Annotated in this window: 21 protein-coding genes; 14 read left to right on the top strand and 7 right to left on the bottom strand. The window is 68.3% G+C overall.

Annotated features, from left to right (window positions below; genetic code table 11):
- Positions 1 to 20 precede the first annotated feature (20 nt).
- The gene (locus AC1RVW_RS17440; RefSeq protein ID WP_081266998.1) at positions 21 to 1,073 is read left to right on the top strand and encodes an ABC transporter substrate-binding protein; all 1,053 of its coding nucleotides are present in this window, start codon (positions 21 to 23) and stop codon (positions 1,071 to 1,073) included.
- A gap of 177 nt (positions 1,074 to 1,250) precedes the next feature.
- On the opposite strand, the gene AC1RVW_RS17435 is transcribed toward AC1RVW_RS17440, so the two are convergent.
- Together AC1RVW_RS17435 and AC1RVW_RS17430 are read right to left on the bottom strand one after the other, a co-directional pair.
- Positions 1,251 to 2,882: a GMC family oxidoreductase gene (locus tag AC1RVW_RS17435; protein WP_493201383.1), complete on the bottom strand. Its 1,632-nt coding sequence runs from the start codon at positions 2,880 to 2,882 to the stop codon at positions 1,251 to 1,253.
- Between the two features lie 78 nt (positions 2,883 to 2,960).
- The gene (locus AC1RVW_RS17430; protein ID WP_493201381.1) at positions 2,961 to 4,472 is read right to left on the bottom strand and encodes a CoA-acylating methylmalonate-semialdehyde dehydrogenase; all 1,512 of its coding nucleotides are present in this window, start codon (positions 4,470 to 4,472) and stop codon (positions 2,961 to 2,963) included.
- 120 nt (positions 4,473 to 4,592) lie between these two features.
- On the opposite strand from AC1RVW_RS17430, the gene AC1RVW_RS17425 reads away from it, so the two are divergent.
- The 7 genes from AC1RVW_RS17425 to AC1RVW_RS17395 all read left to right on the top strand — a co-directional run bounded on the left by AC1RVW_RS17425 (position 4,593) and on the right by AC1RVW_RS17395 (position 11,368).
- On the top strand, positions 4,593 to 5,522 hold the full coding sequence (locus tag AC1RVW_RS17425) for a LysR family transcriptional regulator (RefSeq protein ID WP_081266972.1): 930 nt from the start codon (positions 4,593 to 4,595) through the stop codon (positions 5,520 to 5,522).
- 186 nt (positions 5,523 to 5,708) lie between these two features.
- The gene (locus tag AC1RVW_RS17420; protein WP_493201379.1) at positions 5,709 to 6,875 is read left to right on the top strand and encodes an MlaE family ABC transporter permease; all 1,167 of its coding nucleotides are present in this window, start codon (positions 5,709 to 5,711) and stop codon (positions 6,873 to 6,875) included.
- A gap of 4 nt (positions 6,876 to 6,879) precedes the next feature.
- Positions 6,880 to 7,725, top strand: coding sequence for an ABC transporter ATP-binding protein (locus AC1RVW_RS17415; RefSeq protein WP_081266974.1), 846 nt, complete (start codon positions 6,880 to 6,882; stop codon positions 7,723 to 7,725).
- 16 nt (positions 7,726 to 7,741) lie between these two features.
- Positions 7,742 to 8,701, top strand: coding sequence for an MlaD family protein (locus AC1RVW_RS17410; RefSeq protein WP_106936057.1), 960 nt, complete (start codon positions 7,742 to 7,744; stop codon positions 8,699 to 8,701).
- A 25-nt stretch (positions 8,702 to 8,726) separates the two neighbouring features.
- Entirely contained in the window at positions 8,727 to 9,425 is a 699-nt protein-coding gene (locus AC1RVW_RS17405) for an ABC-type transport auxiliary lipoprotein family protein (protein WP_493201406.1), read from the top strand.
- An 84-nt stretch (positions 9,426 to 9,509) separates the two neighbouring features.
- Positions 9,510 to 10,124, top strand: a complete 615-nt coding sequence (locus AC1RVW_RS17400) for a hypothetical protein (protein WP_493201376.1) — start codon at positions 9,510 to 9,512, stop codon at positions 10,122 to 10,124.
- Positions 10,121 to 11,368 carry a type II toxin-antitoxin system HipA family toxin gene (locus AC1RVW_RS17395; protein WP_493201374.1) on the top strand — a complete coding sequence of 416 codons (1,248 nt, stop codon included), beginning with the start codon at positions 10,121 to 10,123 and terminating at the stop codon, positions 11,366 to 11,368. Before AC1RVW_RS17400 ends, AC1RVW_RS17395 begins: the two co-directional genes overlap by 4 nt.
- Positions 11,369 to 11,407: 39 nt before the next feature.
- Here AC1RVW_RS17395 and AC1RVW_RS17390 read toward each other — a convergent pair whose 3' ends face one another.
- A complete protein-coding gene (locus AC1RVW_RS17390; RefSeq protein ID WP_493201372.1) occupies positions 11,408 to 12,157 on the bottom strand; it encodes an SIR2 family NAD-dependent protein deacylase in 750 nt (249 codons plus the stop codon).
- A complete protein-coding gene (locus AC1RVW_RS17385) occupies positions 12,154 to 13,014 on the bottom strand; it encodes an IclR family transcriptional regulator (protein ID WP_081266978.1) in 861 nt (286 codons plus the stop codon). The genes AC1RVW_RS17390 and AC1RVW_RS17385 overlap by 4 nt, the downstream gene beginning before the upstream one ends.
- A 145-nt stretch (positions 13,015 to 13,159) precedes the next feature.
- On the opposite strand from AC1RVW_RS17385, the gene AC1RVW_RS17380 reads away from it, so the two are divergent.
- From AC1RVW_RS17380 to fahA, 6 genes are all read left to right on the top strand, one after another.
- Entirely contained in the window at positions 13,160 to 14,119 is a 960-nt protein-coding gene (locus tag AC1RVW_RS17380; RefSeq protein ID WP_493201370.1) for an MBL fold metallo-hydrolase, read from the top strand.
- A gap of 144 nt (positions 14,120 to 14,263) precedes the next feature.
- Positions 14,264 to 15,901 carry an FAD-dependent oxidoreductase gene (locus AC1RVW_RS17375; protein WP_493201368.1) on the top strand — a complete coding sequence of 546 codons (1,638 nt, stop codon included), beginning with the start codon at positions 14,264 to 14,266 and terminating at the stop codon, positions 15,899 to 15,901.
- Positions 15,902 to 15,906: 5 nt separating this feature from the next.
- Entirely contained in the window at positions 15,907 to 16,107 is a 201-nt protein-coding gene (locus AC1RVW_RS17370; protein WP_081267002.1) for a DUF2783 domain-containing protein, read from the top strand.
- A 52-nt stretch (positions 16,108 to 16,159) separates the two neighbouring features.
- Positions 16,160 to 17,470 carry a homogentisate 1,2-dioxygenase gene (hmgA, locus tag AC1RVW_RS17365; protein WP_081266981.1) on the top strand — a complete coding sequence of 437 codons (1,311 nt, stop codon included), beginning with the start codon at positions 16,160 to 16,162 and terminating at the stop codon, positions 17,468 to 17,470.
- Positions 17,467 to 18,441: a Bug family tripartite tricarboxylate transporter substrate binding protein gene (locus AC1RVW_RS17360; protein ID WP_493201365.1), complete on the top strand. Its 975-nt coding sequence runs from the start codon at positions 17,467 to 17,469 to the stop codon at positions 18,439 to 18,441. The genes hmgA and AC1RVW_RS17360 overlap by 4 nt, the downstream gene beginning before the upstream one ends.
- Before the next feature lie 22 nt (positions 18,442 to 18,463).
- The gene (fahA, locus tag AC1RVW_RS17355; protein ID WP_493201363.1) at positions 18,464 to 19,729 is read left to right on the top strand and encodes a fumarylacetoacetase; all 1,266 of its coding nucleotides are present in this window, start codon (positions 18,464 to 18,466) and stop codon (positions 19,727 to 19,729) included.
- A 4-nt stretch (positions 19,730 to 19,733) separates the two neighbouring features.
- Here fahA and mrdA read toward each other — a convergent pair whose 3' ends face one another.
- The 3 genes from mrdA to mreC form a co-directional block, all read right to left on the bottom strand.
- On the bottom strand, positions 19,734 to 21,707 hold the full coding sequence (gene mrdA / locus AC1RVW_RS17350) for a penicillin-binding protein 2 (protein WP_493201361.1): 1,974 nt from the start codon (positions 21,705 to 21,707) through the stop codon (positions 19,734 to 19,736).
- A 176-nt stretch (positions 21,708 to 21,883) separates the two neighbouring features.
- On the bottom strand, positions 21,884 to 22,405 hold the full coding sequence (mreD, locus tag AC1RVW_RS17345; protein WP_081266985.1) for a rod shape-determining protein MreD: 522 nt from the start codon (positions 22,403 to 22,405) through the stop codon (positions 21,884 to 21,886).
- Positions 22,402 to 23,361, bottom strand: coding sequence for a rod shape-determining protein MreC (gene mreC / locus AC1RVW_RS17340; protein ID WP_493201358.1), 960 nt, complete (start codon positions 23,359 to 23,361; stop codon positions 22,402 to 22,404). The genes mreD and mreC overlap by 4 nt, the downstream gene beginning before the upstream one ends.
- Positions 23,362 to 23,385 lie beyond the last annotated feature (24 nt).

The following is a 23,385-nucleotide window of genomic DNA, read 5'->3' as shown; positions in this document are numbered from 1 at the left end:
CCTGATTGGAGAGCATCACCATGTCACGCACCGCCAAGTCCCCGAGCCCCGTCCTTCTCCTGGCCGCCCTGCTCGCGGCCGCCGGCACCGCCGGCGCGCAGACCAAGACCCTCTACATCGGCATGAACGGGGGCACCATGGAGAAGGCGTACACGCAGTACGTGTTCCCGGCCTTCGAGAAAGCCTACGGCGCCAAGGTGGTGGTGGTGCCCGGCACCTCGTCCGACATCCTCGCGAAGGCGCAGGCCAACAAGGACAAGCCGCAGATGCACGTGATGTTCCTGGACGACGGCATCATGGTGCGCGCCATCGGCATGGGCCTGTGCCAGAAGCAGAAGCCCAGCCAGTCGCTCAGCGAGATCTATCCCGCGGCGCGCTTCAAGGACGACATGGCCAGCGGCGTGAGCCTGGGCATGACCGGCCTGGCCTACAACGCCAAGATGTTCAAGGAGAAGGGCTGGGCGCCGCCCACTTCGTGGATGGACCTGGCCGACCCCAAGTACAAGGGCAAGGTGGTGTTCCAGTCGATGTCGTCGTCGTCCTTCGGGCTGCACGGCTTCCTGATGTTCAACCGCATCCAGGGCGGCAACGACAAGAACGTGGAGCCGGGCTTCAAGGCCTGGCCCACCACCGTCGGGCCGAACGTGCTGGAGTACATCCCGAGCTCGGCCAAGCTGTCGGAGATGGTTCAGACCGGCGAGGCGGCCATCTTCCCGCTGACGCCCACGGCCGTCGCGGCGCTCAAGACCAAGGGCATTCCGGTGGAGTACGCGCCGCCCAAGGAAGGCGCGGTGGTGCTGATGGTGGGCCAGTGCGTGATCGCCAACAACAGCGAGCCCGAGCTGTCGCAGAAGCTCGCCGAGTTCCTGCTGAGCCCGGTGGCGCAGGCCAACGTGCTGCAGTACGGCGCGCAGATCCCGACCAACCCCAAGACCCCCGCCGAGGGTGAAGGCGCCGCGCAGGTGGCGGACATCAACAAGTGGATGAAGACGGCCGTGACCATCGACTGGGAAAGCATCAACGCCAATCGCCCCGCGTGGAACGCGCGCTGGAACAAGACCATCGAAAAATAGGGCTCGCCCCCAGGCTACGCGCACTTCGTGTCGCTGCGCCAACCCCCTACCGGGGGCAACACCTGAGGCCCGGCAAAGCCGGTTCCTCGGTGTTTCTGGTGTTGGACGGGAGCTATTGCCGGGCCGTCCTGCGCAGCAGCACCGGCAGGCACAGCAGATAGAGCGACGCGGCCGGAGCTAGTCCTGCGCCTCGCCGCAAATCCAGCCGGCGGCCTTCTCCGCCATCATCAGCGTAGGGCTGTTGGTGTTGCCGCTGGTGATGGTGGGCATCGCGCCCGCATCCACCACGCGCAGGCCCCGCACGCCGCGCACGCGCAGCTTCGAGTCGAGCACCGCCATCGGGTCGCCGTCGGCGCCCATCTTGGTGGTGCCGACCGGATGGAAGATGGTGGTGGCGATGTCGCCGGCCAGGCGGGCCAGGTCTTCGTCGGTCTGGTACTGCACCCCGGGCTTCCATTCCTCGGGCTTGTACTTGGCGAGCGCGGGCTGCGACGCGATGCGGCGCGTCACCCGCAGCGAGTCGGCCGCCACCTTGCGGTCTTCGTCGGTGCTCAGGTAGTTGGGGGCGATGGCAGGCGCGTCCTGGAAGCGCCCGCTCTTGATGCGCACCGCGCCACGGCTGGTGGGGTTGAGGTTGCACACGCTGGCGGTGAACGCCGGAAAGCTGTGCAGCGGATCGCCGAAGGCATCGAGCGACAGCGGCTGCACGTGGTACTGCAGGTTGGGCCACTCGTGCTCTGGCGAGCTGCGCGTGAAGGCGCCGAGCTGCGACGGCGCCATGCTCATCGGGCCGCTGCGCCTGAGCATGTACTCGAGCCCGATCTTCGCCTTGCCGACCATCGACGAGGCCAGCACATTGAGCGTGGGCGCGCCGCTGATCTTGTAGACCGCGCGGATCTGAAGGTGGTCCTGCAGGTTGGCGCCGACGCCGGGCGCGTCGACCACCACCTCGATGCCGTGCTGGCGCAGCAGCGCGGCCGGGCCGATGCCCGAGAGCTGCAGGATCTGCGGCGAGCCGATGGCGCCCGCGCTCAGGATCACCTCGCGCGTGGCTTGCGCGGTGACCGTCTCGCTGCCGTTCCACACCTCGGCGCCGGTGCAGCGGCGCGTGCCGTCGGGCAGCGTCTCGAACAGCAGGCGCGACACCTGCGCGCCGGTCCACAGCTCGAAGTTGGGCCTGCCATAGCAGGTCGGACGCAAGAAGGCCTTGGCGGTGTTCCAGCGCCAGCCGTTCTTCTGGTTGACCTGGAAGTAGCCCACGCCCTCGTTGCTGCCGCGGTTGAAGTCGGTGGTGTGCGGCACGTCGGCCTGGGCCGCGGCTTCGGCGAAGGCGTCGAGGATGTCCCAGCGCAGCCGCTGCTTCTCGACGCGCCATTCGCCGCCGGCGCCGTGCATCTCGTCGGCGCCGAGGTAGAAGTCTTCGTGTTTCTTGAAGGCTGGCAGCACGTTCTGCCATCGCCACGACTCGTCGCCCGTGAGCTGCGCCCACTGCTCGTAGTCGCGCGACTGGCCGCGCATGTAGATCATGCCGTTGATGCTGGAGCTGCCGCCCAGCGTCTTGCCGCGCGGATAGCGCAGCACGCGGCCGTTGAGGCCGGCGTCGGACTCGGTGCTGTAGAGCCAGTCGGTGCGCGGATTGCCGATGCAATACAGGTAGCCGACCGGAATGTGGATCCAGTGGTAGTCGTCCTTGCGGCCGGCCTCGATGAGCAGCACGCGCTTGCTCTTGTCGGCGCTTAGCCGGTTGGCCATGAGCGAGCCGGCGGTGCCGGCCCCGATGATGATGTAGTCGAATTGGGTCTCGCTCATGGCGTTTGACTTGTCTCTCTTTTTTGTTCGACGAAATTTCTGGCCGGGATGGCGGCGCCCCTCGCGCCGCACTGCATGCTACTTGGCCGTGGGCATGACGAACTCGGCACCCTTGCCGATGCTCTCAGGCCAGCGCTGCATGACCGACTTCTGCTTGGTGTAGAAGCGCACGCCCTCTTCCCCGTAGGCATGCATGTCGCCGAACAGCGAGCGCTTCCAGCCGCCGAAGCCGTGCCAGGCCATGGGCACCGGGATCGGCACGTTGATGCCGACCATGCCGACCTGGATGCGGCGGCTGAATTCGCGCGCCACGTTGCCGTCGCGGGTGAAGCAGCTCACGCCGTTGCCGAACTCGTGCGCGTTGACCAGGTCGACCGCGTCCTTGAAGTTGGCCACGCGCACGCAGCTGAGCACCGGGCCGAAGATTTCTTCCTTGTAGATGCGCATCTCGGGCGTGACGTGGTCGAACAGCGTGCCGCCCATCCAGAAACCGTCGCCGCATCCTTCGCCCGCCTTGTTGCCGTCGAACTCGCGGCCGTCCACCAGCAGCTTCGCGCCTTCCTTCTCGCCCAGGTCGATGTAGCCGGTGATGCGTTCATGCGCGGCGCGCGTGACGATCGGGCCCATCTCGGCCGCGAGGTTGGTGCCGTTGAGCACCTGCAGCGTCTTTGTGCGCTCGATGAGCTTGGGGATGATCTTGTCGGCCACGTCGCCCACCAGCACCGCCACGCTGATGGCCATGCAGCGCTCGCCGGCCGAGCCGTAGCCCGCGCCGATCAGCGCGTCGACGGTCTGGTCGATGTCGGCGTCGGGCAGCACCACCATGTGGTTCTTCGCGCCGCCCAGGGCCTGCACGCGCTTGCCGTGGCGGGCGCCGGTTTCGTAGATGTAGTTGGCGATGGGCGTGGAGCCGACGAAGCTGATGGCCTTGACGTCGGGGTGCTCCAGCAGCGCGTCGACCGCGGCCTTGTCGCCCTGCACCACGTTGAACACACCGTCGGGCAGGCCGGCTTCCTTCAGCAGCTCGGCCATGCGCAGCGAGGGCGTCGGGTCGGTCGGGCTGGGCTTGAGCACGAAGGTGTTGCCCGCGGCGATGGCCACCGGGAACATCCACATCGGCACCATCACCGGGAAGTTGAAGGGCGTGATGCCGGCGACCACGCCCAGGGGCTGGCGCAGCGTCCAGTTGTCGATGCCGGTGCTCACCTGGTCGGTGAAGTCGCCCTTGAGCAGCTGCGGAATGCCGCAGGCGAACTCGACGATGTCGATGCCGCGGCTGACTTCGCCCTGCGCGTCGGTGAAGACCTTGCCGTGCTCGGCGGTGATCATGCGGGCCAGCTCGTCCTTGTGCTCGTTGAGCAGCTGCAGGAACTTGAACATGACGCGCGCGCGGCGGATGGGCGGGGTGTCGGCCCAGGCCGGGAAGGCGGCCTGCGCGGCGGCCACGGCGGCGGAAACCTGCGCCACATCGGCCAGGCCGACCTTGCCGGTGACGGCGCCGGTGGCGGGGTTGGTCACGTCCTGCGTGCGGCCGGAAGTGTTGGCGGCAGGCTGGCCGCCGATGAAGTGGTCGATGTTCGTGGTGGGCATGGGGACTGTGCTTTCGCGTGACGGGTCAAGAGGGGGAATGCGGCCAGTTTAGGCAGCGTGCCCCCTCGCGCCTAGACACGAAACTTGAATTTATTGTTCACCATGGCGAACAATGGATGCATGAAACCCCAAAATATCGAGTCGCTCTGGACCCACCTGCACTGGCTCACGGTGCTGGCGCAGCAAGGCAGCTTCACCGCCGCCGCGCTGCGCCTGGGCGTGAGCAAGGCGGCCATGAGCCAGCGCATCGCCGAGCTGGAGCATGCGGCCGGCGCGCCATTAGTGCAGCGCACGACGCGCAGCGTGCGGCTCACCGAGGCGGGCCGGCGGCTGGTGGACGACATGCGCGCGCCCTTCGAGCAGATTGCGCACAGCTTCGCCGGCGTGCGCGACCTGGCGGGCGTGCCGCGCGGGCTGGTGCGGGTGACGGCGCCGGTGGCCTTCGCGCGCCAGCAGCTGGTGCCGCGGCTGGCCGACTTCCTGCGCGCGCAGCCCGAGGTGCGCATCGAGCTCGACCTGTCGGACCGGCTCAGCTCGCTCGCAATGGAGGGTTTCGACCTCGCGATCCGCCACACCGCCGCCCCGCCCGACACCCACGTGGCCTGGACGCTGTGCGAGACCCAGTCGGTGCTGGTGGCCAGCCGCGCCTACCTGCGCCGCCGCGGCACGCCGCGCGAGCCCCAGGCGCTGGCCGGCCACGACTGCCTGCACTACCCGCGCGCCCAGGAAACGCCGACCTGGCACTTCGAGGCCAAGGCCTCGGCGCCGCGTATCACGGTGCCGGTGTCGGGGCCGCTGGTGGCGAACAACAGCGAGGCGCTGCGCGACGCGGCGCTCACCGGGCTGGGCATCGCGCTGGTGCCCGACTTCAGCGCGCAGTCGGCGCTGCAGTCGGGCAAGCTGCAGCAGGTGCTGCCGCAATGGCGATCGGTGGGCGCTTTCGGCGAGCGGCTGTATGCAATACGGCCCTATGCCACGCACGTGCCGCAGGCGGTGACGGCGTTCGTGGCATGGCTGCGCGAGGCGCTGGCGGACGGCTTCGCGGCCTGAGCGGGTGGGCGTTCGCCGTGAGAGCCCGTGGCCTCGGCGCGCCCGAGGTGTTAATTAAGAAAAGCTGAAGAAACGGCGTGGTGCCCTACGCGAACGAGGGGTCTGCAACACGTGCACGGCGGATGCACCCGGTTACGATGCGCGATTCGCACCTGGCTTTTGTTAACTTTCCCGCTCGTACGCCCTATGTCCCCTGCCCAATCGCCTGCCGACGCTCCAGCCGCCGACAGCGCGTGGCCCGGCCTCGGACAGCAGGAGCGGGACGGCCGGCAGTGGACCGTGGCCACCGGCCGCTGGACCACGCTGGCGATGTCGTCCAAGCCGGCCTGGCAGGCGCTGTCGAAGAGCCTGGAGGCAGCCCCGGCAACCGACGACCGCGCCTGGGACCTGCGCGCGATCGAGCAGCTCGACCACATCGGCGCGCAGCTGCTGTGGGAACACTGGCGCCACGCCTGGCCCGCCGCGCTGGAGATGGCGCCGCAGCACAAGGCGGTGCTCGACCATGTGGCGCAATACACCGTCGCCACGCCCGAGGAACCCTCGCCCACGCTGAACGACCGCCTGCGCGCGTTCTCGCACAACGGCCCGCGCGCGATGATCGTGATGCGCGACTTCACCAGCCTGCTCGGCCAGCTCGCGATCGACCTCTGCGCGCTGGTCCGCGCGCCGCACCGCGGACCGTGGCGCGATTTCTCCGGGCACCTGTACCAGTTCGGCGCCACCGCGCTGCACATCACGGCGCTGGTCGGGCTCCTGATCGGCGTGGTGCTGGCCTACCTGATCTCGCAGCAGCTGCGGCAGTACGGCGCCGAGACCTTCGTGGTGAACATCCTCGGCCTCTCGCTGATCCGCGAGCTGGGGCCGGTGCTGGCGGCGGTGCTGATCGCCGGGCGCTCGGGCTCGGCCATCACCGCGCAGATCGGCGTGATGCGCGTGACCGAAGAGCTCGACGCGATGCGCGTGATGGGCATCGCCCATGGCTTCCGGCTGGTGATGCCGCGCGTGCTGGCGCTGGCCATCGCCATGCCGCTGATCAGCCTGTGGACCTCGATGGCGGCGCTCGCGGGCGGCATGCTGGCTGCCGACGCGGCGCTCAATATCTCGCCGTCGTACTTCCTGTCGGCGCTGCCGCGCGCGGTGCCCATTTCCAACCTGTGGCTGGCCATGGCCAAGTCGGCGGTGTTCGGCGTGCTGATCGCGCTGATCGGCTGCCACTTCGGCATGAAGGTCAAGCCCAACACCGAGAGCCTGGGGCGCGGCACCACCTCGTCGGTGGTGACCTCTATCACCGCGGTGATCCTGGTGGACGCGCTCTTCGCCGTGCTCTTCAAAGGCATCGGCTTCCGGGGATGACGAGATGAGCATGCCCGTGCGCCCCGACACCGACCAGACCGTGGTGGACATCCGCGGCCTGTGGACGGTGTTCAAGAACGCCGACGGCGAGCAGGTGGTGCATCGCGACCTGCGGCTGCACATCGACCGCGGCGAGGTGCTGTCGCTGGTCGGCGGTTCGGGCACCGGCAAGACGGTGCTGCTGCGCCAGATCCTCGGGCTGGAAAAGCCCACGCGCGGCCATGTCGAGGTGCTGGGCCAGGAACCGGGCGAACTCAGCGCCTCGGGCGCGGCCAACGTGGGCATGCTGTTCCAGCACGGCGCGCTGTTTTCGGCCTTCAGCGTGCTGGAGAACATCGCGTTTCCGCTGCGCGAGCTGAAGCTGCTGCCCGACGAGCTGATCCGCCACGCGGCGCTGGTGAAGCTGCAGATGGTGGGCCTGGAGCCCCGGCACGCCAACATGAGCCCGTCGGACCTGTCGGGCGGCATGATCAAGCGCGTGGCGCTGGCGCGCGCGCTCATCATGGACCCGCCGCTGCTGCTGCTGGACGAGCCCACGGCCGGCCTCGACCCCGAGGCCTCCGACAGCTTCTGCAACCTGCTGCGCGGCCTGCACCGCGAGCTGGGCCTGACGGTGGTGATGGTCACGCACGACCTGGACACGCTGTTCGACCTGAGCACCCGCATCGCGGTGCTGGCAGACCAGAAGGTGATCGTCACCGGCGCGGCGCGCGAGGTCATCGCGTATCCGCATCCGTTCATCCACGAATATTTTCTCGGCGGGCGCGGGCAGCGCGCCCTGGAGGCCCTGCACGACAAGCCCGCCGACGCAACTCTCGCATCGCAGCCCGCCGCGGAGGCGGGCCGCTGAAAGGTAGGTAGCCACCATGGAAAACAAGGCCCATGCCCTCGCCGCCGGCGCCTTCGTGCTCGGCCTGATCGCCGCGCTCGTCGCGCTGGTGATCTGGTTCACGCGCGACAACACCGTGCGCAACGTCTACGAACTGTCCACGCGCGAAGCCGTGAGCGGCCTGCAGCCGCAGGCCATGGTGCGCTACCGCGGCATCGCGGTGGGCAAGGTGACGTCGATCGACTTCGACCCCAAGGTCAAGGGCAACGTGCGGGTGCGCATCACGGTCGACGAGCGCGTGCCGCTCACCACCTCCAGCTTTGCCACGCTGAGCTACCAGGGCGTGACCGGCCTGGCCTTCATCGCGCTGGACGACAAGGGCGAGTCGACCGTGTCGCTCAAGCCGGACAACGACGACCCGCCGCGCATCCCGCTCAAGCCGTCGATGCTGGCGCAGCTGCAGGACCGCGGCGAAGCCATCATCAACCAGGTCGAGGAAGTGACCAAGCGCGCCAACCAGCTGCTGAGCGACCCCAACCAGAAGCGCGCCGCCGATGCGCTGGAGAACATCGCGGCCGCCTCGGCCAGCGCCAACACGCTGCTCAAGACGCTCGACAACACGGTCAAGACCGGCCTGAACCCGGCGCTGACGAAGCTGCCCGACACCATGGCCTCGGTGAAGAAGGCGGCGGGCGACGTCTCGCGCGTGGCCAACAACTTCAACACCACCGTCGTGCGGCTGAACGCGCCCGACGGCCCGGTCGAGCGCCTGAGCGACGGCACCAAGGCGCTGGCGCAGGCGGTCGACTCGTTCAACTCGGCCACGCTGCCGCGCGTGAACCGCGTGGCGGACGACACCTCGCACGCCATCCGCCGGCTGGGCCGCGCGGCCGACAGCATCAACGACAACCCGCAATCGCTGCTGTTCGGCAACGGCGGCACGGCGGCGGGCCCGGGCGAGCCGGGTTTCAGCGCCCCCGCCGCGACGCGGCCCTGAGGGAGAGAAGAGGCCCATCATGACCATGAACGCCACCATCCATGCCATCCGTTCGCTGGCGAAGCCGCGCCGCGCTGCCGCCACGGCGGCGCTGGCCGTCGGCTTCGCGCTGCTGGCGGCCGGCTGCGGCGCGCTGCCCGACAAGCCCGCGCGCGCAACGCTGTACGACTTCGGCCCCGGCCCCACCACTGCCACCGCCACGCAGGCGCAGGCATCGGCCCCGGCGCAGATGCGCCCCACCCTCGCGCTGGCCGAGTTCGAGAGCAACAGCCGCCTCGACGGCACGCAGATCCTCTACCGCCTGGGCTACGCCGACGCCAACGAGCTGCGGCCCTACGGCCAGTCGCGCTGGAGCATGCCGCCGGCGCAACTGCTGCGCCAGCGGCTGCGCGACACGCTGTCGGAGCGCCGCACGGTGCTCGGCCCGGAAGAAAGCGCGACCATCTCGCGCAGCAAGGGCGAAGTGCCCGACACGCTGCGCATCTCGCTCGACGAGTTCAGCCACTATTTCGATTCGGCCAGCGCCAGCGTGGGCCTGGTGCGCCTGCGCGCCACGCTGATCCGCGGCACCCCCGCCGGCGACCGCGTGCTGGGCCAGCGCCTTTTCACCGTGCGCAGCCCCGCGCCGAGCGCCGACGCGCCCGGCGGGGTGAAGGCGCTGGTCTCGGCCAGCGACGCCGCCGTGGCCGATGTGGTGCAGTGGGTCGACCAGTTGCAGAAGTGATCGACTCAACCAACATAGATATTCGAAAAATGCGGAAAATGCTAATATCTATGTATGCCGAAGAAGTCCCAAGCTCTGGCGGCCATGCCTTCAGCCATTTCCGCAGAGCTTCGCGCCCTGGGCGCCAACTTGGCCATCGCCAGGAAGCGCCGAAAACAATCCATTGAGAATTGGGCCGCTCGCATTGGCGTGTCCGCACCAACAGTGGCCCGGATGGAAAGCGGGGATCCGAGCGTAGGCATGGGTATTTACGCGACCGCGCTCTGGATGATCGGTCGCAGCCAGCAACTCCCGACACTCGCTGACCCTTCACAAGATCTTGGCGCGCTCGAAGATGACATCCGTGAGGCACAGCAGCGCGCCGTGAGGCGGGCGCCGTCCATCAGCCAGCGCCTGGCTCAAGACTCGCCGACGCGCGAGGTCGGCAGCGTCAAGCAGATCCTGGAGACTCTTCGCGCTTCGCAAAGCTCCACCGGGATCGATCCCCCGCGACGTCTTCCTGAAATCCAGAGAAGCGAGCACCCGTCTCCCTCCGGCCTGGACCAGGGTCGGATGCAACGGCAGAAGGATGCGGTGAATCTTCGGGGGGACGCGCCTGTGGCTGGATCCCAGGCGAAGTCTCTGCGCGATACCTTGAACGCACTTCGCATCGCAAATAACTCTGGTCTGCCCGCCCCCGGAAAGAAGAAATCGAAGTGACGCCAGCAGACCTTTCAACGTTCGAGCCCCGGGACACGCTGTTCCTGTGGTGGCTAGGGGATCCTGTCAGTCCGCGCCTGATCGGAGAACTGAGGACGTTTCGCGCCATGCGCGGCGTTTCCCTGCGCTACTCGACAGACTGGTTGAATTCGGGCTTTGCAATCAGCGAGAACTGCCCGCTGATAGATCTCGAATTCATCCCGGAAGACGTGGAGACAGCGGTCGGGGCCGTCGACGACGCGCGGCCCGACCGATGGGGCGAGCGTGTCATCAATGCACTCGACAAGCCCCAAAGGCGATCGCTGATGGAATACCTTTTCTATGCGGGAGACGATCGATTCGGCGCCCTCGGGGTGTCCCTGTCAGACGTCGAATATGTGCCGCGCACACTGGGACCGCTGCCTGGAATGGCAGACGTTGCATCGATCCAGGCGATGGTCGAATCCGTGCTTTCGGGCCAAGCCGTGCCGGACGCGAAGCGCCGACTGATCGTGCCCAGTGTGACGATGGGAGGGGCTCGGCCCAAAGCCCTTGTCGACATCGAAGGGGCGCAATGGATCGTGAAGTTCTCCGAGCATGGCGAGGATGTGGACATGCCGCTGGTCGAGCACGCAACCATGACGCTCACGAAGAAGGCTGGAATCAGTTCGGCGGAAACGCGGGCAATCCCGCTAGCCAGGGGGCACGCGGTTGCCGTAAAGCGCTTCGACCGCATCGGCAATGCCAGGGTGCATGCGCTCTCTGCGAACACGGCCTTGAAAGCGGCTGGAGTGCGAGTGCCAGGCTACCCGGAGCTCGCGCAATTGCTACGCCGCCGAGGCGTTGTGAAGAATCAGCTTTTTCGCAAGGACATGGCTGAGCTGTTTGATCGCATGGTGTTCAACATACTCATCGACAACACGGACGATCATGAGAAGAATCACGTGCTCCTTCAATCGGACGCCGCGGAGTACGAACTGTCCCCGGCGTTCGATGTACTGCCTACCGGGCACGCGCTCGGCTACCAGGCAATGCGTGTCGGCAAGAAAAATCAAGACTCCACTATCGAGAACGCGTTCAGCGAGCATGCGCAATTCGGACTCAGCGCGGACGATGCCGCACTGAGCATCCGTCGTGTTGCGGGCGTGGTCGACGGCTGGAAAGATCACTTCGCCGCGGCCGGTGTAGGCGAGCAAGACATCGAGAACCTAGCCAGGCAGATTGATCGTGCCTTCCTGCTAGATCAGCGCATTGCGGTGCGGTGATCGTGGTGGGTGGAGCGCCGGTGTTGCTTGGCGACTGCTTCAGCCCCAACCCGCCAGCAACTTCGGCAACAGGTCTTCCGACTCCCCCCGCAACACCACGGAGGCCGCATCGTCCAGGTGCGGCAGCGGCTCCAGGTTCAGCGTGACGAGCCGTGCACCGTGCGCCAGCGCCGTCTGCGGCAGTTCGGCGGCCGGGTAGACGATGGTGGTGCTGCCCACCACCATGAACAGATCGCACTCCTGCGCGGCCACCTGCGCGTCGAGCAGCACGCCGGCATTCAGCATCTCGCCGAACATCACGACGTCGGGGCGCGCATGCGAGCCGCAGCGCAGGCAGCGGTGGAAGGGCCAGGGGCCGCTTCGGTTGCCGCAGCGGTCGCAGCGCCAGCGGCGCAGCGAGCCGTGCAGTTCGAGCACGTCCTGCCCGCCGGCCAGCGTGAGCAGGCCGTCGACGTTCTGCGTCACCAGCCGCGTGGCCGGCCGCAGCCGCTGCAGCGCCGCGAGCGCGGCGTGGCCCGGATTGGGCTGTGCCGATTCGATCACCGACATGCGCTGCGCCCAGAACTTCGTGAACCCCGACGGATCGCGCGCCAGGTCTTCGGCGTGGGAGAACTGCAGCGCGTTCTGGCTCTTCCAGAGGCCGTCGGCGTCGCGGTAGGTCGGAATGCCGGAGGCGCGGGACAGGCCGGCGCCGGAGAACACCACGATGCGCCGGGCATCGCGCAGCAGCCGTGCGGCCGCCTGTACTGCTTCGAAGGTGGAGGTGTTTTCTGGTGTGACGCGCGTCATCGCTCTGGTTTGGGGGAATTCGCCGGGGCGGGAACGGCGGTGGCGCCCAGGCGCTGCGACACGGTGTCCGCACAGGCCTTGAGCGCGCGGGAGATCTCGCCGTCCCACGCCGTATCGAAGATGCCGGCCGGGCCGATGGCGGTGACGGCCAGCACGATGGCGCCAGTGTGGTCGAACACCGGCGCGGCCATGGCGCTCACGCCCTCGATGACCTCGCCGTCGGAGCGGCTGATGCCGTGGTCGCGCACTTCTTTCAGCTGGCGCTCGAAGTCGCTCCATGAAGGCAGCGGCTGCACCGGCGGCATGCCGGCCGGCTGCGCGGGCTCGGCGCCCTTGCGCTGCTTCTGGCGCTGGCGCTCTTCCTCGAGCAGGCGGCGCACCACCTCGGCGTCGAGGTAGGTGGCGAAGACGCGGCCCGAGGCGGTGTTGGTCAGCGAGAACACCGTGCCGTGCCGCATGTTCACGTGCACAGGCGACGGCGACTCGGCCGTGCGGACGATGGTCGCGCCGCGCGCGCCCCACACGGCCAGCGCCACGGTGTGGCCGATCTGCTGGGCGAGCTGGCCGATCAGCGGCGTGGCGATGTGCACCGGGTCGGCCTGCTGCAGGCTGATGAGCCCCAGTTGCAAGGCCAGCGGGCCGAGCAGATAGTGGCCGCTGGCGCGGTCCTGCTCGATGAGGCCCAGGCGCCCGAAGCTGACCATGTACGGGTGCGCCTTGGCCGCCGTCATGTCGGCTTCCCGCGCCAGGTCCTTCAGCGCCATGGGCCGGCCGTGGTGCACCAGCGCCCGCAGCAGCTGGCCGCCGACCTCGATGCTCTGGATGCCGCGCTGGGCGCGGTCGGTGTCAGTGGCCATGGCTGCCTTTGGCGTCCGGTTGTTCGTTCATGAAGAAGGGATTAGACATTAACTGATCCGGCGCTTACACTCCGAAAATTCGTTAACCGCAAATTCGTTCGACTTAAACGAATCACAGATTCCAACCCACCGACGGAGACACACGATGAGCCAAGCCAAGAAATTCGCCAGCCAGGCCGACATGGAAGAGAAGAAGATCACCTTCAGCCAGATCTCCGAACATGCCTGGGCCTACACCGCCGAGGGCGACCCCAACACCGGCATCGTCATCGGCAACGACTGCGTGCTGGTGGCCGACACCCAGGCCACCCCCGCCATGGCCGCCGACGTGGTGCGCCGCATCCGCGAGGTGACCGACAAGCCCATCAAGTACGTGGTGCTCACCCACTACCACGCGGTGCGGGTGCTGGGCGCGGCAGGCTACGGCGCCGAGCACATCCTGGCCAGCCAGGACACGCGCGACCTGATCGTCGAGCGCGGCGAACAGGACAAGGCCAGCGAAATCGGCCGCTTCCCGCGCCTGTTCCAGAACGTCGAGACCGTGCCCCCGGGCCTGACCTGGCCCACCATGACCTTCACCGGCAAGATGACGCTGTGGCTGGGCAAGCTCGAAGTGCAGCTCATCCAGCTGGGCCGCGGCCACACCAAGGGCGACACCGTCGTCTGGCTGCCGCAGGAACGCACGCTGCTGTCGGGCGACCTGGTCGAGTTCGGCGCCACGCCGTACGCCGGCGACGCCTACTTCAAGGACTGGCCGCAGACGCTGGACAACATCGCCGCGCTCAAGCCCGTGGCGCTGGTGCCGGGCCGCGGCGCCGCGCTCACCACGCCCGAGGCCGTGGCGGAGGGCCTGACGGGCACGCGCAACTTCATCTCCGACGTGTACGCCAGCGTGCAGGAAGGCGTGAAGGCCGGCCGCGACCTGAACGCGGTCTACAAGGAGACCTACGAAAAGCTCAAGCCCAAGTACAGCCAGTGGGTGATCTTCGACCACTGCATGCCCTTCGACGTGAGCCGCGCCTACGACGAGGCCTCGGGCCATGCCGATCCGCGCGTGTGGACGGCCGAGCGCGACATCGAGATGTGGAAGGCGCTCGAAGGCTGATCCCGCATCGCTCCCTCCCCCGCTGGGGGAGGGCTGGGGTGGGGGCAGGCAGAGCGTCCGAAGTGAACGCCGCGTGCCCCCATCCCGACCTTCCCCCAAAGGGGGAAGGAGCAAGACAAGGACAAAGGACACGGAGACAAGTACGTGATCGACTATCAAAGCCTGCGCTTCGACTACAAGCGCCACGCCGACCAGGACGCGGCGGCACCGGCGCGACACCCCGTCGTGATCGTCGGCGCCGGCCCGGTGGGCCTCACGCTGGCCATCGACCTCGCACTGCGGCAGGTGCCCGTGGTGCTGCTCGACAACGACAACACCCTGTCCAGCGGCTCGCGCGCGATCTGCTTCGCCAAGCGCACGCTCGAGGTGTTCGACCGCCTCGGCTGCGGCGACCGCATGGTCGACAAGGGCGTGTCGTGGAACGTCGGCAAGGTGTTCTTCCATGACGAGCAGGTCTACAGCTTCGACCTGCTGCCCGAGCCCGGCCACGAGCGCCCGGCCTTCATCAACCTGCAGCAGTACTACGTCGAGGGCTACCTCGTCGAGCGCGTGGCCGCGCTGCCGCTCATCGACCTGCGCTGGAACCACAAGGTGACCGGCATCGAGCAAGGCGGCGACGGCGCGGTGCTGACGGTGGAAACGCCCCAGGGCGAGTACCGGCTGCGTGCCGGCTACGTCGCCGCCTGCGACGGCTCGCGCTCCCCCACGCGCCAGATGCTGGGCCTGGAAGCAAAAGGCCGGATCTTCCGCGACCGCTTCCTGATCGCCGACATCACGATGGACGCGCACCTGCCCACGGAGCGCCGCTTCTGGTTCGACCCCTCGTTCCACCCCGGCCAGAGCGTGCTGCTGCACAAGCAGGCCGACGGCATGTGGCGCGTCGACTTCCAGCTCGGCTGGGACGCCGACCCGGCGGAAGAGCGCAAGCCGGAGAACATCACGCCGCGGGTGCGCGCGCTGCTCGACAGCATCGGCTTCGAGGGCGTGCAGTTCCAGATCGGCTGGGCCAGCGTCTACACCTTCGCCTGCCAGCGCATGGAGCGCTTCCGCCACGGCCGCGTGCTGTTCGCGGGCGACTCGGCGCACGGCGTGTCGCCGTTCGGCGCGCGCGGCGCCAACTCGGGCGTGCAGGACGCGGACAACCTCGCCTGGAAGCTCGCGGCCGTGGTGCAAGGCCAGGCGCCCGATGCGTTGCTCGACAGCTACGCCAGCGAACGCGAATTCGCGGCCGACGAGAACATCCGCAACTCCACGCGCGCCACCGACTTCATCACGCCCAAGAGCGACGTGAGCCGCCTCTTCCGCGACGCGGTGCTGGAGCTGACCCGCCGCCATGCCTTCGCGCGCACGCTGGTCAACAGCGGGCGCCTGTCGGTGGCCACGGTGCTGCGCGATTCGCCGCTCAACACGCCCGACGCCGACGCCTTCGCCGGCACGATGGTGCCCGGCGCGGCGGCTGCCGACGCACCCGTGGCCCGCGCCGGCGGCAGCACCGGCTGGCTGCTGCGCGAATGCCATGCCGAGCGCTTCACCGCGCTGGTGTTCGGCCAGGGCGACGCCGCCGAGCGCAGCCTGCAGGCGCTGAAGGAATGCGACCTGCCGCTGCACGTGGTGCGCGTGGAAGACACCACGCCCGACGGCGAACTCGCCACGCGGCGCTACGACGCGCGGGCCGGCACCGTCTACCTGCTGCGGCCCGACCAGCACGTGTGCGCGCGCTGGCGCAGCCCCACGCCCACCCTCATCCGCGCGGCCGTCGACCGCGCACTGGCCAAGGCATGAACGCCATGCAAGCACCACAGCAACTGATCACCACGCCCAACCTCGAGGCGCCCGACGATTTCTACGAGGCGCTCATCGAAGCGCACCAGGGGCTTTCCAACGAAGAGAGCCACGCCTTCAACGCCCGCCTGGTGCTCGTGCTGGCCAACCACATCGGCTCGCTGGCCGTGCTGCGCGAGGCCTTCGACGCGGCGCGCGCCGGCTGAGTCCCGGCCTTCGCATTCCAACCTCATCGCGATTTTTCGAAAGAGAAAACACATGACCCAAGCAACCCCGCCCTCCGAACGGCGCTACCAGAGCGGCTTCGGCAACGAATATGCCTCCGAGGCGGTGCCCGGCGCCCTGCCCCAGGGCCGCAACAACCCGCAGCGCGGCCCCTTCGACCTCTACACCGAGCTGATCTCCGGCACCGCCTTCACCGCGCCGCGCCACGAGAACCGCCGCACCTGGCTGTACCGCCGCCAGCCCTCGGTGGTGTCGGGCCGCTACCAGCCGTATGCGCAGCCGCACTGGACCACCGGCGCCGACCGCGAGATCGCGCTGCCGCCCGAGCCGCTGCGCTGGCATCCGCAGCCGCTGGACGGCGCGGACGGCGTCGACTTCATCGACGGCATGCACACCATCGCGGCCAACGGCGACGCCGAGTCGCAGGTCGGCATCGGCTCGCTGATGTACCTGGCCGGCCGCTCGATGGAGCGCCGCGCCTTCGTCAACGCCGACGGCGAAATGCTGCTGGTGCCCCAGCAGGGCCGCCTGGTCGTCACCACCGAGCTGGGCGTGCTCGACGTGAAGCCCGGCGAAATCGCGGTGTTGCCGCGCGGCATGGCCTTCAAGGTGGCGCTGCCGGACGGGCTCTCGCGCGGCTACGTGTGCGAGAACTACGGTGCGCACTTCCGCTTGCCCGAACTCGGCCCCATCGGCTCGAACGGCCTGGCCAACGCGCGCGACTTCCAGGCGCCAGTGGCGGCCTTCGAAACGGAGGAAGGCGGCTACGAGATCGTCAAGAAATTCGGCGGTCGCTTCTGGCAGGCGCCGATGAAGCAGTCGCCCTTCAACGTGGTCGCCTGGCACGGCAACCTGTCGCCGGTGAAGTACGACACGGCGCACTTCATGGTGATCGGCTCGATCAGCTTCGACCATCCGGATCCGTCGATCTTCACCGTGCTGACATCGCCCAGCGACACGCCTGGCACCGCCAACTGCGACTTCGTGATCTTCCCGCCGCGCTGGATGGTGATGGAGAACACCTTCCGCCCGCCGTGGTTCCACCGCAACCTCATGAGCGAGTTCATGGGCCTGGTGCTGGGCGAGTACGACGCCAAGCCGGGCGGCTTCAAGCCCGGCGGCGCGAGCCTGCACAACTGCATGGTGCCGCACGGGCCGGACGAGGAAGCCTTCGACAAGGCCACGAATGCCGACCTCAAGCCGCACAAGCTCGACAACACGCTGGCCTTCATGTTCGAGAGCCGCTACCGCTTCATTCCCACCAACTTCGCGCTGAAAAGCAGCGCACTCGACACAGACTACGCCGACTGCTGGGCCGGCCTGAAAGATCAATTCAAAGCATGAAGACTGTTTTCACCCTCACCCGCCGCGCGACGGCCGTCGCACTGCTGGCCGTGCCCTTCCTTGCGCACGCGGCCGACTATCCGTCGAAGCCGATCAGGTTCGTCGTGCCCTACACGCCCGGCGGCACCACCGACCTGGTGGCGCGCACCGTGGGACAGAAGGTGTCGGAGAAGCTGGGCCAGCCGGTGCTGATCGACAACCGCGGCGGCGCGGGCGGCAACATCGGCATGGACGCCGTGGCCAAGGCCGCGCCCGACGGCTACACCATCGGCTTCGGCGCCATCTCGACCAATGCGCTGAACCCGCACATCTACAAGTCGATGGCCTTCGACCCGCGCAAGGACTTCACCGCCATCAGCCTGCTGGGCACCTCGACCATCGTGCTGGAAGTGCCCGCCGCCTCGGCCATCAAGACCGTGCCCGACCTGATCGCCGCCGCCAGGAAGAACCCGGGCATGCCCTACGCCACCGCGGGCGCCGGCACCTCAATGAACCTGGCCGGCGTGATGTTCGCGCAGATGACCGGCACCGAACTCGTGCACGTGGCCTACAAGGGCAGCGGTCCGGCCATCACCGACATGCTGGGCAACAACATCGGCGTGATGTTCGACAACCTGCCGGCCTCGCTGCCGCACATCCAGGCCGGCAAGCTGCGCGCGCTGGCGGTGGCGGGCCCGGCGCGCTCGCCCTCGCTGCCCGACGTGCCGACCATGGCCGAAGCGGGCCTGAAGGGCTATGCGCTGGAGCCTTGGTTCGGCGTGTACGGCCCGGCCAACCTGCCGGCGCCGGTCGTCAAGGCGCTGAACGAAGCTTTTGTCGAAGCGCTCGCCATGCCCGACGTGAAGGCCAAGCTGGCACAGGCCGGCTTCTCGCCGCGCGGCTCGTCGCCGCAGGAGCTCGCGAAGCTGAGCGAAACGGAATACAAGCGCCTGGGCGACGTCGCCAAGAAGGCCGGCATGTCTGCAGACTGAACAAATTCAAAGAGAGATATCCATGACCGCACTGAACGCCACCCATGACCCGAAGCTGCGCAGCTGGGTCGCCTCGGCCAACGAGGCCGGCAACGACTTCCCCATCCAGAACCTGCCCTTCGGCCGCTTCCGCGCCGCGGGCAGCAGCGAGGCCTTCCGCATCGGCGTCGCCATCGGCGACCAGGTGCTGGACCTGCGCGCCACCGGCCTCGTCGACACCGACGACATGAACGTGCTGATGAACGCCAGCGTGAAGGACCGCCAGGCCCTTCGCGCCGCCATCTCGGCCGGCCTGGCCGAAGGCAGCGACAAGCAGGCCGCATGGTCGAAGGCGCTGCTGGCGCAGGCCAAGGCCGAGATGACGGTGCCATGCCGCATCGGCGACTACACCGACTTCTACACCGGCATCCACCACGCGACCACCATCGGCAAGCTGTTCCGCCCCGACCAGCCGCTGATGCCCAACTACAAGTGGGTGCCCATCGGCTATCACGGCCGCGCCTCGTCGATCGGCATCAGCGGCCAGAGCTTCAAGCGCCCGCAGGGCCAGACCAAGGCACCGGACGCGGAGACGCCGAGCTTCGGCCCTTGCAAGCGGCTGGACTACGAACTGGAGCTGGGCTTCCTGGTCGGCCAGGGCAATGCGCAGGGCGAGCCGATCGCCATCGGCGAGGCGGAAGACCACCTGTTCGGCGTGACGCTGCTCAACGACTGGTCGGCGCGCGACATCCAGGCCTGGGAATACCAGCCGCTCGGCCCCTTCCTGTCGAAGAACTTCGCGAGCACGCTGTCGCCGTGGATCGTGACGGCCGAGGCGCTGGCGCCGTTCCGCGCGAAGTTCGAGCGGCCCGCCGGCGATCCGCAGCCGCTGCCCTACCTCGACTCGCCCGCCAACCGCGAAAGCGGCGCGCTCGACATCACGCTCGAAGTGCTGCTGCAGACCGCGAAGATGCGCGCGGCCGGCGAGGCGCCCGTGCGCCTCACGCGCAGCAACACCACCCAAGCCGCCTACTGGACGGCCGCGCAGCTCATCGCGCACCACACGGTAAACGGCTGCAACCTGCAGCCGGGCGACCTGCTGGGTTCGGGCACGCTGTCGGGCTCCGGCCCCGGCGAGGCGGGCTCGCTGATCGAGCTGACGCTGGGCGGCAAGCAGCCGATCACGCTGGCGAACGGCGAGAAGCGCACGTTCCTGGAAGACGGCGACACGCTGGTGATCCGCGGCTACTGCGAACGCGCCGGCGCCATACGCATCGGCCTGGGCGAAGTCAGCGGCACGGTGGTCTGATTGCTCAGGGCGCGGTGGCGGGCGTCGTCGTTGCCGCGGCCGGCCATGCCACTTCGCTGGCCACGCGCGGCTTGCCGATCGGCGCGGTCGCCTTGCCGATCTTGATGGCCGCCAGGTCGGCCTCGCTGGGGTACTGGTTGGCGAGCCAGTAGTCGAACACCCGGCGCGCGATGGGCGCCGCGGCGCCCGCGCCCCAGCCCGCGTTCTCGACGATCACTGCAATGGCGATCTTCGGGTCGTTCACCGGCGCGAAGCCCATGAACAAAGCGTGGTCCCGCTGGTGCTCTTCGAGCGCGCGGGCGTTGTACTTGGTGTTCTGGGCCTGCGTCACGGCCTGCGCAGTGCCCGTCTTGCCCGCCGCCTGGTAGGCCGCGCCCGCGAACACGCCACGCGCCGTACCGCTGGTGACCACGCTGGTCAGGCCCTCGCGGATCACCGAGATGGCCGACGCCGTGTAGCCGAGGTTTTCCGCCGGCGGCTGCGGCATCGGCACCACCTGCCCGCTCACCGTGTTGCGCGTGGCCAGCACGAGGTGCGGCTTGTGCTTGAGGCCGCCGTCCGCCACGATGGCCGTGGCCTGCGCCAGCTGCAGCATCGTGAAGTTGTTGTAGCCCTGCCCGATGCCCAGCGAGATGGTCTCGCCCGCATACCACTTCTTGGCCTCGGGGCGCTTGTAGGCGTTGCGCTTCCACTCGGTGCTCGGCAGCACGCCGCGCACTTCGCCGCCCAGGTCGATGCCGGTGATCTGGCCGAAGCCCAGCGGCTTCATGGAGTCGTGGATCAGGTCCACGCCCATCTCGTTGGCCAGCGAGTAGAAATAGATGTTGCTCGACAGCTGGATCGCGCGGCGCATGTCGACGCCGCCCAGGTTGCCTTCGGGGCTGCCGAAGCGGTGGCCGCCGAAGTTGAAGTAGCCGGGGTCGTTCACCACCACGCTGGGGCCGCGCTTGCCGGTCTGCAGCGCCGCCAGCGCCATGAAGGGCTTGTAGGTGGAGCCGGGCGGGTAGGTGCCGCGCAGGGCGCGATTCAGCAGCGGCTTGTCGATGGATTCGGTCAGCGCCGCCCAGCTCTCGTTGTCGATGCCTTCGACGAACAGGTTGGGGTCGAAGGTGGGCTTGCTCACGAAGGCCAGCACCTCGCCGGTCTTGGGGTCGATGGCCACCACCGCGCCGCGGCGGTCGCCGTACATGTCCTCGATCAGCTTCTGCAGCTTGATGTCGAGCGACAGCATCACGGTGTTGCCCGGCGTGGCCGGATGGCTGGCCAGGCGGCGCACGGCGCGCCCGCCGGCGGAGGTTTCCATCTGCTCGACGCCGGTCTGGCCGTGCAGCGTCTTTTCGTAGCTCTGCTCGATGCCGAGCTTGCCGATGTAGTCGGTGCCCTTGTAGTTGGCCTGCTCTTCCTCGTCCCAGTCTTCCATCGCGGTCTTCTCGCGCTGGTTGATGCGGCCGATGTAGCCGAGCACGTGCGAGGCCAGCTCGCCCTGCGGGTAGTTGCGGAACAGCCGCGCCTTGATTTCCACGCCCGGGAAGCGGTAGCGCTGGGCCGCGAAGCGCGCCACCTCTTCATCGCTCAGGCGGGTGCGGATGGGGATGGAATCGAAGCTGCGCGAGTCTTCGCGCAGGCGCTTGAAGCGGCGGCGGTCGCGTGGCGACACTTCGAGCACCTGGGTCAGGCTGTCGATGGTTTCCTCGACGTCGTTGACCTTGGAAGGCGTGATCTCCAGCGTGTAGGCCGAATAGTTGGAGGCCAGCACGATGCCGTTGCGGTCGAGGATCAGGCCCCGGTTCGGCACCACCGGCACCACCGCCGTGCGGTTGCTCTCGGCCTGCTCGGCCAGGTCTTCGTGGCGCGTGACCTGCAGGTACACCAGCCGCGCGCACAGCAGCCCGAAGGCGAACAGCACCGCCAGCCCGATGACGATCACCCGGCGCTTGAAGCGCGCGAGGTCGGCGACGACGTTGCGGATTTCGGTCATGGCGGTGGGAGCTTAGGCGCGCGCAGGTGCGATGGCAAATGGGAGCCGAATGCCGCACGAAAGCAGGACGGATTGACTGGGGAACACCGCGGAACGGGCTTTGCCCGGCCGCCGGTGTTGCCCCCGGCGAGGGGGTTGGCGAAGCGACACGAAGTGCGCGGAGCCTGGGGGCGAACTCATAGCGGGCGGTTCTCGTCGGGTTCCGGGGTGCGGCGCTGCGGGGCAAGTAACAGTGCGGTGGCCAGGGGCCAGAGCGCGGCCTCGATGGCCGGGGAGATCAGCACCGTCCAACCCGGAAACACGCCGCCGCCGATCATCCGCGTGACGACCTCGATCAGCTGCGACAACGCAAAGAGCGGCAGCACCTGCAGCGCCTGCGACAGCACCGGATACCAGAGCAGGCGCCGGTGGATGGTGATCGCGAAGAAGCCCAGCGTGGTGTAGGACAGCGCATGCTGGCCGAGCATGGACGACTGGTGCACGTCCATGCACAGGCCGAAGACGAAGGCCGCGCCGATGCCCACGCGGGCGGGCTGGTGCACGCCCCAGAACACGATCACCAGCGCCAGCAGGTCGGGCATCCAGACGGCGCGGCCGATCGGCACCATGTTGACGAGCAGCGCCACCACCAGGCTGGTCCACATGAAGAAGGGGCTGACGGGCAGCAGGAGCTGCTGCTGGCCGGGACGCTTGATCATCGACGTTCTCCCGGCTTCTTTTCGTTCTTGCCCGCGCCGGGCTTGCCTTCCGGCCGCTTGCGCTGGGTGGTGGCGGGCGGCGCCGGCGGCGGCGCGGTGGGCGCGCCGGTGGGCTCGAGCACCAGCACGTAGCGCGCGGCCGTCACATGGGCCAGCGGCACGCAGTAGATGCGGGCGAAGGCCGAATCGGCGCGGCGCTCGATGCGTTCGATCTTCGCGACCGGCAGGCCGGTGGGGTAGATGCCGTCGACGCCGCTGGTGGAGAGCAAATCGCCCTCCTGCAGGTCGGCATTGGCAGCCATGAAACGCAGCTCCAGGCCGCCGCCGTGGGCCGACGCATCGCCGAAAGCCACGCTCCGCACGCCGGTGCGGGTGTTCTGCACGGGAATGGCCAGGTCGCGGTCGATCACCAGCGTGACCTCGCTCGTGAAGGGCAGCACCTGCGTGACCTGGCCCAGCACGCCGCGCGCGTCGATCACCGGCGAGCCGGCCACCACGCCCTGGGTCATGCCCTGGTCGATCACGATCTTGCGGGTGTAGGGGTCGGCCGCGTCGTACATCACCTCGGCCGCGCGGCCCGGCGTGGTCGTGGCCTGGCGCAACTCGAGAAGCTCGCGCAGGCGGGCGTTGTCCTGGGCCAGCGTGTCGGCCTGCGCGGCGCGCTCGGCCTGCATCATGAGCGCCTTGCGGGCGTCGGCCTCGTTGCGCTGGGCGGTCTGCAGGTCTTCGAGGTAGCGGCCGCCGCCCAGCAGGGCCTGCACCGGCTTGAGCGCCACCCATTGCACCGGGTACAGCACCGCGCCGATGCCCGCGCGGATGGGCTGCACGATGTGGAAGCGTGCGTCGGCCACCATGAGGAACAAGGCCAGCGCGCCGAAGAAGATCAGCTTGCTGAGTGCCGACTGCCCCTGGTTGAACAGGGGTGGCGCTGTGCGATCGAGCGTGCCCAGGGGCATGAATTCGGCCTAGTTTTCACCGCG

The sequence above is a fragment of the Variovorax sp. MPBD4-3 genome (genome assembly GCF_058809745.1).
This window is presented reverse-complemented; position numbering and strand designations above follow the sequence as displayed.

What these genes read in the sequence shown, in the direction of transcription:
- AC1RVW_RS17380 (WP_493201370.1), top strand. Translation starts at nt 13,160, where the DNA reads ATGAGCCAAGCCAAGAAATTCGCCAGCCAGGCCGACATGGAAGAGAAG.
- AC1RVW_RS17410 (WP_106936057.1), top strand. Translation starts at nt 7,742, where the DNA reads ATGGAAAACAAGGCCCATGCCCTCGCCGCCGGCGCCTTCGTGCTCGGC.
- mreC (WP_493201358.1), bottom strand. Translation starts at nt 23,361, where the DNA reads ATGCCCCTGGGCACGCTCGATCGCACAGCGCCACCCCTGTTCAACCAG.
- mreD (WP_081266985.1), bottom strand. Translation starts at nt 22,405, where the DNA reads ATGATCAAGCGTCCCGGCCAGCAGCAGCTCCTGCTGCCCGTCAGCCCC.
- AC1RVW_RS17420 (WP_493201379.1), top strand. Translation starts at nt 5,709, where the DNA reads ATGTCCCCTGCCCAATCGCCTGCCGACGCTCCAGCCGCCGACAGCGCG.
- AC1RVW_RS17370 (WP_081267002.1), top strand. Translation starts at nt 15,907, where the DNA reads ATGCAAGCACCACAGCAACTGATCACCACGCCCAACCTCGAGGCGCCC.
- AC1RVW_RS17385 (WP_081266978.1), bottom strand. Translation starts at nt 13,014, where the DNA reads ATGGCCACTGACACCGACCGCGCCCAGCGCGGCATCCAGAGCATCGAG.
- mrdA (WP_493201361.1), bottom strand. Translation starts at nt 21,707, where the DNA reads ATGACCGAAATCCGCAACGTCGTCGCCGACCTCGCGCGCTTCAAGCGC.
- AC1RVW_RS17360 (WP_493201365.1), top strand. Translation starts at nt 17,467, where the DNA reads ATGAAGACTGTTTTCACCCTCACCCGCCGCGCGACGGCCGTCGCACTG.
- AC1RVW_RS17415 (WP_081266974.1), top strand. Translation starts at nt 6,880, where the DNA reads ATGAGCATGCCCGTGCGCCCCGACACCGACCAGACCGTGGTGGACATC.
- AC1RVW_RS17400 (WP_493201376.1), top strand. Translation starts at nt 9,510, where the DNA reads ATGCCTTCAGCCATTTCCGCAGAGCTTCGCGCCCTGGGCGCCAACTTG.
- hmgA (WP_081266981.1), top strand. Translation starts at nt 16,160, where the DNA reads ATGACCCAAGCAACCCCGCCCTCCGAACGGCGCTACCAGAGCGGCTTC.
- AC1RVW_RS17390 (WP_493201372.1), bottom strand. Translation starts at nt 12,157, where the DNA reads ATGACGCGCGTCACACCAGAAAACACCTCCACCTTCGAAGCAGTACAG.
- fahA (WP_493201363.1), top strand. Translation starts at nt 18,464, where the DNA reads ATGACCGCACTGAACGCCACCCATGACCCGAAGCTGCGCAGCTGGGTC.
- AC1RVW_RS17405 (WP_493201406.1), top strand. Translation starts at nt 8,727, where the DNA reads ATGAACGCCACCATCCATGCCATCCGTTCGCTGGCGAAGCCGCGCCGC.
- AC1RVW_RS17425 (WP_081266972.1), top strand. Translation starts at nt 4,593, where the DNA reads ATGAAACCCCAAAATATCGAGTCGCTCTGGACCCACCTGCACTGGCTC.
- AC1RVW_RS17440 (WP_081266998.1), top strand. Translation starts at nt 21, where the DNA reads ATGTCACGCACCGCCAAGTCCCCGAGCCCCGTCCTTCTCCTGGCCGCC.
- AC1RVW_RS17430 (WP_493201381.1), bottom strand. Translation starts at nt 4,472, where the DNA reads ATGCCCACCACGAACATCGACCACTTCATCGGCGGCCAGCCTGCCGCC.
- AC1RVW_RS17435 (WP_493201383.1), bottom strand. Translation starts at nt 2,882, where the DNA reads ATGAGCGAGACCCAATTCGACTACATCATCATCGGGGCCGGCACCGCC.